This window comes from Streptomyces glomeratus, assembly GCF_021462825.1.
GTDB classification, from domain to species: domain Bacteria; phylum Actinomycetota; class Actinomycetes; order Streptomycetales; family Streptomycetaceae; genus Streptomyces; species Streptomyces glomeratus.
This window is the reverse complement of record NZ_JAKEEB010000002.1, coordinates 96,705-109,892: the sequence shown is the minus strand read 5'-3', so window position 1 is coordinate 109,892 and position 13,188 is coordinate 96,705. Positions and strand designations below refer to the sequence as shown.

6 protein-coding genes and 1 tRNA gene are annotated in these 13,188 nt (G+C 72.2%); 6 read left to right on the top strand and 1 reads right to left on the bottom strand.

Annotated features, from left to right (window positions below):
- Nucleotides 1–19 precede the first annotated feature (19 nt).
- The 6 genes from LZ604_RS02565 to LZ604_RS02540 all read left to right on the top strand — a co-directional run bounded on the left by LZ604_RS02565 (nucleotide 20) and on the right by LZ604_RS02540 (nucleotide 10,125).
- A complete protein-coding gene (locus tag LZ604_RS02565; protein WP_234512139.1) occupies nucleotides 20–217 on the top strand; it encodes a hypothetical protein in 198 nt (65 codons plus the stop codon).
- Between the two features lie 254 nt (nucleotides 218–471).
- Nucleotides 472–3,324: a type I DNA topoisomerase gene (topA, locus tag LZ604_RS02560; protein WP_234512136.1), complete on the top strand. Its 2,853-nt coding sequence runs from the start codon at nucleotides 472–474 to the stop codon at nucleotides 3,322–3,324.
- Nucleotides 3,325–3,467: 143 nt separating this feature from the next.
- Entirely contained in the window at nucleotides 3,468–6,674 is a 3,207-nt protein-coding gene (tmk, locus tag LZ604_RS02555; RefSeq protein WP_234512133.1) for a dTMP kinase, read from the top strand.
- 300 nt (nucleotides 6,675–6,974) lie between these two features.
- Complete coding sequence (locus LZ604_RS02550) at nucleotides 6,975–8,180, top strand: DNA polymerase III subunit delta' (RefSeq protein ID WP_234512131.1); 1,206 nt, start codon at nucleotides 6,975–6,977, stop codon at nucleotides 8,178–8,180.
- A 213-nt stretch (nucleotides 8,181–8,393) separates the two neighbouring features.
- Complete coding sequence (locus LZ604_RS02545) at nucleotides 8,394–9,941, top strand: alpha/beta hydrolase (RefSeq protein WP_234512128.1); 1,548 nt, start codon at nucleotides 8,394–8,396, stop codon at nucleotides 9,939–9,941.
- A gap of 107 nt (nucleotides 9,942–10,048) precedes the next feature.
- Nucleotides 10,049–10,125, top strand: a tRNA-Thr gene (locus LZ604_RS02540).
- A 200-nt stretch (nucleotides 10,126–10,325) separates the two neighbouring features.
- Here LZ604_RS02540 and LZ604_RS02535 read toward each other — a convergent pair.
- A complete protein-coding gene (locus tag LZ604_RS02535; protein ID WP_234512126.1) occupies nucleotides 10,326–12,713 on the bottom strand; it encodes an N-acetylmuramoyl-L-alanine amidase in 2,388 nt (795 codons plus the stop codon).
- Nucleotides 12,714–13,188: the final 475 nt, after the last annotated feature.

Sequence of the window (13,188 nt, the reverse complement as noted above, 5' to 3'; positions counted from 1 at the left end):
AGGAGCGGAGGCAACGGGCATGGAGAGCGGACCGGCGATCTTCGCGGGTACGGTGTTCGCCCTGTTCGGGGCCGGACTGCTGACCTGGACCGCGACCCGGCTGCACCGCCGCGAACCCGTCGCCGAGGGTGTGAGCCGCATCGCATCCGCCGCCCTGGCGAGCCTCGCCGCGCTGGCCGCGCTCGCTGCCGGCGCCTGGTGCTTCACGCGCCTCTGACATCACCGTTCGCGGCCGTAGGCCGACAGGACGGCGGTAACTGGGGGATCACCCTCCGGATAGGGCCCAAAGGGCTGTCGGCGACTCCGGGCGGCAGGAATGCCGGTAGTCGGGTTACCGTTCGAGTGGCCGTTGCGGGCTTTTCCCGTTTGACACGGGGGCGGGCTGTACCGTCACACTCCGCAGCGTCACCATGACCCGACCCCGGGGCGAAGGCCTGGGGAGGCCCCAGTCGACCGGAGAGAAGAGCGAAGTTGTCCCCGACCAGCGAGACCGCACAAGGCGGTCGCCGACTCGTCATCGTCGAGTCGCCTGCCAAGGCGAAGACGATCAAGGGCTACCTCGGCCCCGGATACACCGTCGAGGCGAGCGTCGGGCACATCCGCGACCTTCCGAACGGCGCCGCGGAGGTGCCGGAGAAGTACACGGGTGAGGTGCGTCGCCTCGGCGTGGACGTCGAACACGACTTCCAGCCGATCTACGTCGTCAACGCCGACAAGAAGGCGCAGGTCAAGAAGCTCAAGGATTTGCTGCGCGACTCCGACGAGCTCTTCCTCGCCACCGATGAGGACCGCGAGGGCGAGGCCATCGCCTGGCACCTCCAGGAGGTGCTCAAGCCCAAGGTCCCGGTCAAGCGGATGGTCTTCCACGAGATCACCAAGGACGCGATCCAGCAGGCCGTGCGCAATCCGCGCGAGCTGAACCAGAGACTCGTGGACGCCCAGGAGACCCGCCGCATCCTCGACCGCCTCTACGGCTACGAGGTCTCGCCGGTCCTGTGGAAGAAGGTCATGCCGCGTCTGTCCGCGGGCCGCGTCCAGTCCGTGGCGACCCGCCTGGTCGTGGAGCGGGAGCGGGAGCGCATGGCGTTCCGCTCCGCCGAGTACTGGGACCTGACCGGCATCTTCGGCACCGGCCGCGCGGGTGACGCATCCGACCCGTCGACGCTGGTGGCACGGCTCGCGACGGTCGACGGCAAGCGCGTCGCGCAGGGCCGTGACTTCGACTCGCTCGGCCGGCTGAAGACCGCGAACACGCTGCACCTCGACGAGGCGAACGCCCGGGCGCTCGCCGCCGCCCTGGAGAACACCCGGTTCTCCGTCCGGTCGGTCGAGTCCAAGCCGTACCGCCGCTCCCCGTACGCGCCGTTCCGTACGACGACGCTGCAGCAGGAGGCCAGCCGCAAGCTCGGCTTCGGCGCCAAGGCCACCATGCAGGTCGCGCAGAAGCTGTACGAGAACGGCTTCATCACGTACATGCGTACGGACTCCACGACCCTGAGCGACACGGCGATCGCCGCCGCCCGCGCCCAGGTCACCCAGCTGTACGGCGCCCAGTACCTGCCCGAGCAGCCGCGCACCTACGCGGCCAAGGTCAAGAACGCCCAGGAGGCGCACGAGGCGATCCGGCCTTCGGGTGATCGTTTCCGCACCCCGGCGGAGACGGGCCTGACCGGCGACCAGTTCAAGCTGTACGAGCTGATCTGGAAGCGGACCGTCGCCTCCCAGATGAAGGACGCCACCGGCAACTCGGTCACCGTCCGCATCGGTGGCCTCGCCGCCGACGGCCGGGACGCCGAGTTCAGCGCGTCCGGCAAGACGATCACCTTCCACGGCTTTTTGAAGGCGTACGTCGAGGGCGCCGACGACCCGAACGCCGAGCTCGACGACCGCGAGCGCCGGCTGCCGCAGGTCGCCCAGGGCGACCCGCTGACCGCCGAGGAGATCACCGCCGACGGTCACGCGACCAAGCCGCCGGCTCGCTACACCGAGGCGTCGCTGGTCAAGGAGCTGGAAGAGCGCGAGATCGGGCGTCCGTCGACATACGCGTCGATCATCGGCACGATTCTCGACCGCGGCTATGTGTTCAAGAAGGGCACGGCCCTCGTGCCGTCCTTCCTGTCCTTCGCCGTGGTCAACCTCCTGGAGAAGCACTTCGGGCGCCTCGTCGACTACGACTTCACCGCCAGGATGGAGGACGACCTCGACCGCATCGCGCGCGGCGAGGCCCAGGCCGTGCCGTGGCTGAAGCGGTTCTACTTCGGCGAGGGCACCGTCGAAGGGGTCGCCGCGGACGCCGGGAACGGCGACGGCGACCACCTCGGCGGCCTCAAGGAACTGGTGACCGACCTGGGCGCGATCGACGCCCGCGAGGTCTCCTCGTTCCCGGTCGGCAACGACATCGTGCTGCGGGTCGGCCGCTACGGCCCGTACATCGAGCGGGGCGAGAAGGACGCCGAGGAGCACCAGCGGGCCGACATCCCGGCCGACCTCGCGCCGGACGAGCTGACCGTCGAGCTGGCCGAGGAACTGCTTGCCAAGCCGAGCGGCGAGCGCCCGCTGGGCACCGACCCGGAGACGGGCCGGCCGATCGTCGCCAAGGACGGCCGCTACGGCCCGTACGTCACGGAGATCCTCCCCGAGGGCACCCCGAAGACGGGCAAGAACGCGATCAAGCCGCGCACGGCCTCGCTGTTCAAGTCGATGTCCCTGGACACGGTGACGCTCGAGGACGCGCTGCGGCTGATGTCCCTGCCGCGCGTCGTCGGCACCGATGCCGAGGGGCAGGAGATCACCGCGCAGAACGGGCGCTACGGCCCGTACCTGAAGAAGGGCACGGACTCGCGGTCGCTGCAGTCCGAGGACCAGCTCTTCACGATCACGCTGGAGGAGGCGCTGGCGATCTACGCCCAGCCCAAGCAGCGTGGCCGCGCGGCCGCCAAGCCGCCGCTGAAGGAACTGGGCGAGGACCCGGTCAGCGGGAAGCCCGTCGTCGTGAAGGACGGCCGCTTCGGACCGTACGTCACCGACGGCGAGACGAACGCGACCCTGCGCTCGGGCGACAGCGTCGAGACCATCACCCCGGACCGCGGCTTCGAGCTGCTCGCGGAGAAGCGCGCCAAGGGGCCCGCCAAGAAGACGGCGAAGAAGGCCACCGCGAAGAAGGCGCCCGCCAAGAAGACGACGGCGACGGCGGCGAAGAAGACGGCCGCCAAGAAGACGACGGCCAAGAAGACGGCCGCCAAGAAGACGACGGCGAAGAGCACGGCGGCGAAGACGACCGCAGCCGCGAAGACGGCGGCCGCGAAGGACACTGCCGAGGGCTGAGCGGACGGCCTGCGAGGCGCACGCCTCGCACGGGCTCCTCTCCGCTCCGCGGAACGCACGCTCCGGCATCATTTCGATGACGGGGCGTGCGCACGTTCGGGCGCCTGCCACGTGCTGTCGGTGGCTGCCGATAGGCTGAAAGCATGACGCGAGCCGAGCAGCCAACGGCCCACAATCCGGCCCCCGACGACGCCCTGGTCGCAGATTCACGCGAGCGCGCCGTCCGCGCACTGCTGCGCCGACCGCAGCTGAGGCGGCTGTGGAGCGCCCAGCTCGTGGGCGGAGTGGGCGACGCCCTCGCCCTCTTCGTACTTGTCATGCTCACCCTCCAGGCGGCCGTGGCCGAAGGTTCCTTCGGGGGCGGTTACCGGGGCGTGGCGTTCGCGATCGCGACCGTCTTCGGCGCGCGCATTCTCGCCACCCTGCTCTTCGGCGCCGTCCTCCTCGGCCCGCTCACCGCGCTGACGTCCCAGGACGGACCGCTCGACCGCCGCTGGACCATGGTCGGCGCGGACGGGCTCCGGGCCGCCGTGCTGATCGTCGCCCCGCTGTGGATCGACTGGACGCCGGGCAACGCGCCGGTGATGCTGCTGGTCACCGCCTTCGTCACCGGTGTCGCCGAGCGCTTCTGGACGGTGTGCCGCGAGAGCGCGGCGCCCGCCCTGCTGCCCGCGCCGCCGCTCGAGGGCGCGACGGTGCGCCCGCTGCCGGACCACATGGACGCGCTGCGGCGCCTGTCGCTGCGTACGGGATTCGTGGCGGTGCCGCTGGCGGCCGCCGGGCTCGTCCTCGTGTCGCTGCTGAACAACCTGCTGGGTGCGGGCGTCGCCTGGTTCTCGCAGCACCAGGCGGCCCTGCCCTCCTACGTCGCGGCCGGTCTGTTCGCCGCCTCCCTGTCCCTCGTCACCTCCCTCCAGCTGCCCGACACCCGCACCCCGCGCGCGCGGTCGCCGCTGGAGGGCCTGCGCCGCCCCAGGACGGGCGGGGGCGTCGAGAAGGGCCGTACGGGCGCGATCCCGCTGCTGGTGCCGGCCTGCGCGGCCGTCGCCGGGGCCGTCTCGGCCGCCGTCGCCGTCTCCGTGCTGCAGGCCAAGGACCTGGACGGCGGCCCGGTGACCTACGGCCTGCTGGTCCTCGCGCTGACCGGCGGCACGGTCGTCGGCATCCGTACGGCACCCCGCGTGCTGCCGTCGCTGTCACGGCGCCGGCTGCTCGCGCTGGCGATCGCCTTCACCGGGGTCGCGCTGCTCGCCGGCGGGCTCGTCCCCGACGTGACCACCGTGTTGCTGATCCTGGCTCTCGCGGGTGTCGGCGCGGGCGTCGCCGCGAACACCGGGCACACGCTGCTCGACCAGGAGACCGAGGACCACCGGCGGTCCCGGACCACCGAGCACCTGCACGCGGTCGTACGGGTCTTCGTCGCCCTCGGGGTGCTGGTGGCGCCGGTGGTGGCCGCGGCGATCGGTCCGCACCGGCTGCAGAACGGCAAGTTCGTCTTCGCACACGGGGGCGCCGCCTTCACCCTGATGCTGGTCGGCGCACTGCTGCTGCCGGTGGCGGCGCTGGTTCTCGCCAAGGCCGACGACCGCTCCGGTGTGCCGCTGCGGCACGACCTGCGCGACGCGCTTCGCGGCGGCGACGACCCGGTGGAGGCGCCGGCGGAGAGCGGCTTCTTCATCGCTCTGGAGGGCGGTGACGGAGCCGGGAAGTCCACCCAGGCCGAGGCACTCGCCGAGTGGATCCGCGCCAAGGGACACGAGGTCGTGCTCACCCGTGAGCCGGGGGCGACGCCCGTCGGCAAGCGGCTGCGGTCGATCCTGCTGGACGTCTCCAGCGCAGGACTGTCGCACCGCGCGGAGGCGCTGCTGTACGCGGCGGACCGCGCCGAGCATGTCGACACGGTGGTACGGCCGGCCCTGGAGCGGGGCGCGGTCGTGATCTCCGACCGGTACATCGACTCGTCCGTGGCCTACCAGGGAGCGGGCCGGGACCTGTCCCCGACCGAGATAGCCCGTATCAACCGGTGGGCGACCAACGGTCTGGTCCCCCATCTCACCGTGCTGCTGGACGTGGCCCCCGAGACGGCGCGGGAGCGGTTCACGGAGGCTCCGGACCGGCTCGAATCGGAGCCGGCCGAGTTCCACGCGCGTGTGCGGTCCGGTTTCCTCACGCTGGCCGCCGCCGACCCCGGGCGCTATCTGGTCGTCGACGCCGGGCAGGAGCCCGAGGCGGTCACGACCGTCGTCCGGCACCGGCTCGACCAGCTGCTGCCGCTGTCCGAGGCCGAGGTGAAGGCCCAGGAGGAGGCGCGCCGCAAGGCCGAGGAAGAGGCCCGGCGCAAGGCAGAGGAAGAGGCCGCGCGCAAGGCCGAGGAGGAGCGGCAGGAGCGCGAGCGCCGGGAACAGCTGGCCAGGCTTCGGGCCGAGGAGGAGGAACGCAAGCGCCGCGAGCTGGAGGAGGCGCAGCGCCGCGAGGCGGAGCGGCAGGCCGAGGAGGCCCGGCAGCGGGCCGAGGAGGCCCGTCGGCGCGCCGAGGAGGAGCGGGCACGCCTTCTCGCGGAGGAGCAGGCGAGGGCGGCCGAGGAGGCCCGTCGCAAGGCCCAGGAGGAGGAGCGGCGCAAGCAGGCCGAGGAGGAGGCCCGGCTGCGGGCCGAGGCCGAGGAGCGCCGCCTGGACAAACAGCGCAAGGCCGAGGAGGCGCTGCTGCGGGCGGAGGAGGCACGCCGGGCCGCGGCCGAGGCGGCGGCTTCGGCTGCCGCGGCGGCTTCGGGTCCGGCGGCTTCGGGTCCGGCCGGTGGCGGCGCCGGAGCGTCCGGTTCCCGGCGCGGGGCTTCGCGGGGTTCCTCGGTCTCCCCGCAGGACAACGAGACCACCGTGCCCACGCCGCTCGTGGCACCGCCGCACGCGTCCGGCGGACCGGCGGACGAGACCGCCGTCCTGCCGCCGGTACGGCCCGGGCAGGGCGACGCCGAGACCACGGCGCAGCTGCCCAGGCCGGCGGAGCCGCAAAGCAACGCCGACGAGACCGCGGTGCTGCCTCCTGTGGTGCCGGGTGCCGTGGACGAGACGGCCGTGCTGCCGCCCCTGCGGGACGGTGGCGCCGGCGATCCGGCGGACCGGGTGCCGCCGGGCTTCTTCCGCGACGAGCGCGCGACGCCGCGGCCCGACGGGGCCGAGGACCGCACGCGTGAGCTGCCGCAGATGGACACCGAAGGCCGTCCGCGGCGCCGGCCCCGTCCGGACTGGGCGGAGGAGACCCCGCTGGACGACCTCCCTACGCTGGCGGACGAGCTGCTCGGCCCGCGTGAGGACGAGGGCTGGGACGACGACGAAAGCGGCCGGCGCCGCTGAGAGGGGCGGTGCCGCCGGGGGTCTGTCCGCGAGCCGTCCGGCCGGCCCCGGGCGTCGGGCGAGCCCGCAGGCGTCGGGTGAGGCCCGGGCGTCCGGGGATGAGGCGCGGACGTTCGGTGAGGCGCCGGGGTTCGGTGAGGCCCCAGGCGCCGGGCGGGTCTCCCGCCGTGGGCGGGCGCGGCTCGGCTGGTCCGTCCCGTATGCGGCGGACCGCCGGCCGTCCCGGTGCCCGCCTCGTTGTCAGTCGTGACCCGCACAATGGATCGCGGTAGGGCCGGTACGACGGAAAGGCGGTGTCCCGTGACCGTGTGGGACGACCTGGTGGGTCAGGAGAAGGTGAGCGAGCAGCTCGACGCGGCCGCCCGCGATGCCGACGCCCTCGTCACCGCGGCCGCCGCCGACGCACCGCTCCCCGAGGCATCCAGGATGACGCACGCCTGGCTGTTCACGGGCCCGCCCGGCGCGGGGCATACACAGGCGGCGCGGGCGTTCGCCGCGGCATTGCAGTGCGTGAGCCCCGACCGCGCCCTCGGGGGCGCCCCCGGCTGCGGCTTCTGCGACGGCTGCCACACCGCCCTGGTCGGTACGCACGCGGACGTGACCACGGTCGCCGCCGTGGGCACGCAGATCCTCGCCGACGACATGCGCGACACGGTCCGCAAGTCGTTCACGTCACCGGCGAACGGCCGCTGGCAGGTGATCCTCGTCGAGGACGCCGAGCGGCTGAACGAGAAGTCGGCCAACGCGGTCCTCAAGGCGGTCGAGGAGCCCGCTCCGCGTACGGTCTGGCTGCTGTGCGCCCCGTCCCTGGAGGACGTCCTGCCGACGATCCGCTCCCGCTGCCGCCACCTCAACCTGCGCACGCCCTCCGTGGAGGCGGTCGCGGACATGCTTGTACGGCGCGACGGCCTCGAGCCGGACATCGCGTTCGCCGCCGCCCGCGCCACCCAGGGTCATGTCGACCGTGCCCGCCGCCTGGCCACGGACGAGCGTGCCCGCGCCCGCCGGGCCGCCGTGCTGAAGCTCCCGCTGCGGGTCGACGACATCGGCGGCTGCCTCAGGGCGGCGCAGGAGCTGGTCGACGCGGCCACGGAGGACTCCAAGCAGCTCGCCGAGGAGGTCGACGCCAAGGAGACGCAGGAGCTGAAGACGGCACTGGGCGCCGCGGAGGGCGGCCGGATGCCCCGGGGCACGGCCGGCGTGATGAAGGAGCTGGAGGACAGGCAGAAGCGCCGGAGAACGCGTACACAGCGCGACAGCCTGGACCAGGCCCTCACCGATCTCACGGGCTTCTACCGTGATGTGCTCGCCCTCCAGCTCGGCTCCCGTGTCGCCCTCGCCAACGCGGACTCGGAGGACGCCCTCGAGCGCCTGGCCAGGGGCGGCACACCCGAGTCCACGCTGCGCCGTATCGAGGCGATCGCCGCCTGCCGGGAGGCCCTGGACCGCAATGTCGCACCCCTGCTGGCGGTGGAGGCCATGACGATGGCCCTGCGGGCCGGGTGAGACGCCCCTGAGAGGGATACCGCCTGCGGCGGATTGACCGCGTCACTCGTACGAAGGGCCGACGCGACGCAGAGCAACGATCCCATCGCTCAGGGTTACGCTCACGAGATGCAGACCAGGTGCATTCCCGGATCCTCCCCCCGTTCCCACCCTCCTCGCCCTCCGCGTCGTTCCCGCGGATCCCGCCTTCTCCGTCTCCTCCGTCGGCCCCCGATGATGCGCACCAGCGGCACGCTGCTCGTCGCCGCGGCGCTGCTCGCCTCGGCGTGCTCCGCCAGGGACGCGACGACGGCCACGGCGGCGGATGCGACGCTGGCCGCGTTGCCCCGGACCACGCCGTCGGCGCTGTCCCCGTACTACGCCCAGAAGCTGACCTGGCGTCCCTGCCCGGTCGCCGGCTTCGAGTGCGCCACGATGACGGCGCCCCGCGACTACGCCCGGCAGGGTGCCGGCGATGTGAGACTGGCCGTGGCCCGCAAGCGGGCCACGGGCCACGGCAAACCCCTCGGCTCGCTGCTGGTGAACCCCGGCGGGCCGGGCGGCTCGGCCATCGGCTATCTGGAGGAGTACGCGGGCGCCAGATATCCGTCGGAGATCCGCGCCCGCTACGACATGGTGGCCGTCGATCCGCGCGGGGTGGGCCGGAGCGAGCCGGTCCGGTGCCTCGACGGGCCCCAGATGGACGCGTACGCGCGGACCGACCTCACGCCGGACAACCCGAGGGAGGTGAAGCAGGTGGTCGCCGCGGACAAGACGTTCGCGGAGGGCTGCGGACGGCATTCGGCGGGCCTGCTGCGCCATGTCTCGACGGTCGAGGTGGCCCGTGACATGGACATCCTGCGCGCGGTGCTGGGTGACCGGAAGCTGAACTATGTCGGAGCGTCGTACGGGACGTTCCTCGGGGCGACGTATGCGGGGCTCTTCCCGAACCGGGTGGGCCGGCTGGTGCTGGACGGCGCGATGGACCCCAGCCTGACCGCCCGCAGGATCAACGTGGAGCAGACGGCGGGCTTCGAGACGGCGTTCCACGCCTTCGCCAAGGACTGCGTACGGCAGCCGGACTGCCCGCTGGGCGGCCCGGGTGCCTCACCGGCGAAGGTCGGCGACCATCTGAAGGCGTTCTTCGCGAAACTCGACACGTCCCCCCTGAGGACGGGCGACGCGAGCCGCCGCAAGCTCGGCGAGGCCCTGGCGACGACCGGTGTGATCGCCGCGATGTACGACCAGGCGGCCTGGCCCCAGCTGCGCCATGCGCTGACCTCGGCGATGAAGCACCACGACGGGACCCCGCTGCTCGTCCTGTCCGACAGCTACTACGAGCGGGACCCGCGCGGCCGGTACTCGAACCTGATGTTCGCGAACGCGGCCGTGAACTGTGTGGACCTGCCTCCGGCGTTCTCGGGCCCGGAGCAGGTGGAGAAGGCGCTCCCGGCGTTCGAGAAGGCGTCTCCGGTGTTCGGGAGGGCCCTGGCCTGGGCGTCGCTGGGCTGCGCCTACTGGCCGGTGCGGGCGACGGGCGAGCCGCACCGCATCAAGGCCGAGGGCGCGGCGCCGATCGTGGTGGTCGGTACGACCCGCGACCCGGCGACCCCGTACCGCTGGGCGCGGGCCCTGGCATCCCAGCTGTCCTCCGCCAGGCTTCTGACCTACGACGGCGACGGACACACGGCATACGGCCGTGGCAGCAGGTGCATCGACTCGGCGATCGACGCGTATCTGCTGCGGGGCACACCCCCGGCGAAGGGAAAACGCTGCTCGTAGCCGCCCCTGCCACCCCGGAAGCGTCGCTTCCGGGGGGTGGTCGGAGCGCCCTTGAAAACTGTGTAGACTTACCGACGTTGCTGATCGCACCATAGTGCGGACAGCGCGCCGCCTTAGCTCAGATGGCCAGAGCAACGCACTCGTAATGCGTAGGTCTCGGGTTCGAATCCCGAAGGCGGCTCCACGGAAAGCCAGGCCAGAATCACTCTGACCTGGCTTTTTCTCGTTTCCCTGATCGACCTCCGTTCTAAATCACTTGCCGATTCGGCCCGGAGGCGGCCCGATGGGGCCCAATCCGGGGCCCGCGCCGATGTGCCCGCAGGAGCCCTCTGTCCGCGGACTTCTCGCGGGCGGAGGGCTCCTGCATAAGGTGCGGCAGACCGGTCAGCCGATGGTCGCGATGCCGTCGGTGGTGACGGCCGGGCGGCCCGAGGTGCCGACCACGACGATCTTCAGGGTGTGCTTGGCCGAGCTGGACCAGGTCTTGGTCCAGATCGCCTGGCGGTAGAGGGTCGTGGAGGACTTCAGGTCCACCGTGGCGACCTTGGTGCCGTCGACGTAGATGTACGCCTGGCCCGAAGTGGAGGCCCGCGAGACGATCCAGGCCACCGAGCGTCCGGTGAAGGTCCAGCTGATCGAGGCCTTGGCGGACGACGAGCTGTAGGAGTAGCCGCCCAGGTAGCTACTGCTGCTCTTACGGGTCCAGGTGCCGGTGCGGGTGGCGGAGGTCTCCTGGATGATGCTCGGCTTGCGGTAGACGGAGGCGCCGGTGCTGTTGCCGACGACGTCGTAGGCCTTCAGGGCGAACAGGTCGGAGGTGCCGGGCTTGGCGCTGGTCGACCAGGAGGTCACCGTCGGGCCGAAGGTGGCCGAGGACGGCGAGGTCGCCATGACCTTGGCGAGTGCCGTGTTGTCGGCGGCCTTCCAGGTGACCGTGACCGGGACCGAGGTGGAGTTCACCGTGCCGGTGCGCAGGTTCGCGCCGGGAGCGGTCGGGAACGTGGGCGCGGTGGTGTCGCCGACCAGGGTGACGCCGCCGGACAGCGTGGTGGAGCCGCGGACGTGGGTGGCGCGCACCTGGACGGTGTGGCTGCCGGCCGTCACCGAGACCGAGGTGGAGCGGGCGGAGCCGGAGGTGTGGGCCACGGCCTTTCCGTCGACCAGGACGTCGAAGCCGGAGATCACCGCGGATGGCGTGGAGGTCGTCCAGCTCACCGTGGCCGAGCCCTTGGTGTAGTAGCTCGTCCCGGACTTGACCGCCCCGCCCGCGAGCCCGGTGACGGAGACAGCGCTGACCGGGCCGGACGCGTAGGAGCGGATGGTGCCCAGGGCGTTGTAGAGCTGGTTGCCGGGGCAGTCGGTGGCGAAGCCGTTGCGGTGGCCGGAGATGACGTTGAACGTGTAGCTCTTGCCCAGGGTGAAGCCGGAGCTGTTGGAGGCGCCCTCGGGCAGAGAGGCGGTGGCGGTGGCCGGGTCCACGCCCGTCATGCCGAACTTCCAGGCCGCGATCCGGGCGATGGAGCTCAGCAGGGCCGTGCTCGGCGTGGCTCCGGGGTAGGTGGTCTCCTGGGAGTCGCCGCCGCTGAGGTCGGTGTAGGTGCCGATGGCGGCCACACCCATGCTGTTGGTGTTGAACCCGTACGTCTGGGCGCCCACGACCGGCAGCGCCATCCCGCCGAAGCGGCCCTCGAAGATGGTGCCGCACTTGTCGACCAGGAAGTTGTAGCCGACGTCGCGCCAGCCCTGGCTGAGATGCGCGGCGTAGAGGCTGCGCACGATCGCCGGCGAGTCTGCGCAGGCGTAGTCGTTGGGGGTGTCGGTGTGGTGGACGAACATCACCTTCACCGCCGAGCCGTACGACGGGTAGCCGGTATCACGGGCGCACTCGTCCGCGCCCCAGCCGGCCCGGGTGACCACAGTCGGCGGTGCCACCGTCGAGGTGGTCGCGGCCGGCATCGGGTCCGGCGCGGTCGGCGACGCCGACGCGGAGGGGCTGCTGGAGGAGGCCGTGCAGGACGGGTACGCCTCGGACAGCGACGGAAGCTGGCTCGGCCAGGACGTCGGGGACGCGCTGGGCGAGGCGGAAGCGGGGGCGGAGGTCCCGGTGGACGGCGCGACGGATGCCGAGTCCGTGGCCGTGGGGGTGTCCGCGGGGGTGTCCGTGGGCGAGGCGGAGTCCGTCGCCGTCGGGGTCCCCGAAGCGTCGTTGCCTGCCGTGGCCGTCGCGCTGTCGGTAGGGGCGACGCTGTCCGTCGGCGTCGCGGTGTCGGTGGCCGTCGCGTCCATGGCGTATCCCGCCAGGCCCATGCCGGAGTCCTGCGTTGCGCCGGTGGCGGGCTTGCCCGGGTCGACCAGGTCCACCCGCAGCCCGGCGGGCAACGCGGTCGCCTTGCCCGCGCCGGTCGCGCGGACCTGGATTCCGTTCGACGGGCCCGACCACATGGGCGCCATCCCGCCCCGCACACCGGGACGGTTCAGCTCGGCCGCGTCGGGGATGTCGTCCGGCTGCTGCATCTTCAGCCACGACGTCCAGTGGCCGCTGACGGCGGAACGGGTCCGCACCTCCACCGTGCCGCGCAGGCTGGCGTGCGCGCCGTTCCAGGTGACACCCACCATGCTGAACGGAGCCGTGGCCTGAGCCCCCAGCGTCTTGAGCGACGCACTGGCCCCGGTCAGGGACAGCGAGTGGACATGCGTCTTGACCGGTCCCCGCGCAGCCGACGCTCCGGCACGGCCTCCCGACCCGGCCATCGCGACGGTCGCCACAGCCACGCCGCCCCCGGCGACGACCGCCCCCAGCGCCAGCCACGTGCGTGGTTTCAGACCGGCTCGACGACGACCGCGCCGAACCCTTTGTTCAGTTCTCATGCCCCACCCTTGAAGCCCCGTTGTCGTTGCCATCACGGCCATTGCGGGGCACAGACGTCACAGGAGTGCCCTGAAGTAACAGCGCGCGCGAATGTTGAAGCGTCACACACCCTGAACCCGGGCCGGGAACAGATGCTCGCCACGGTGGCTGTCGACGGCCCTTGAACACCGGACGCGCTTGGCCTTGGTACCGAGGCGCGTCCGCGTCATCGCCCGCCTGCCGTCACGCGCGCGTCGAACTGCTGACGGCCGCACGGGCGGTCCCGCCGCATGGGCGCTCCCCTTCGCCATGAGCGACCACCGTCCGTCGGAAGGGGCGGTAATCCGCCCTGACGCAGACGCCGTCGACGGTGAGATACCTGCGGCCGGGACGAGCCGT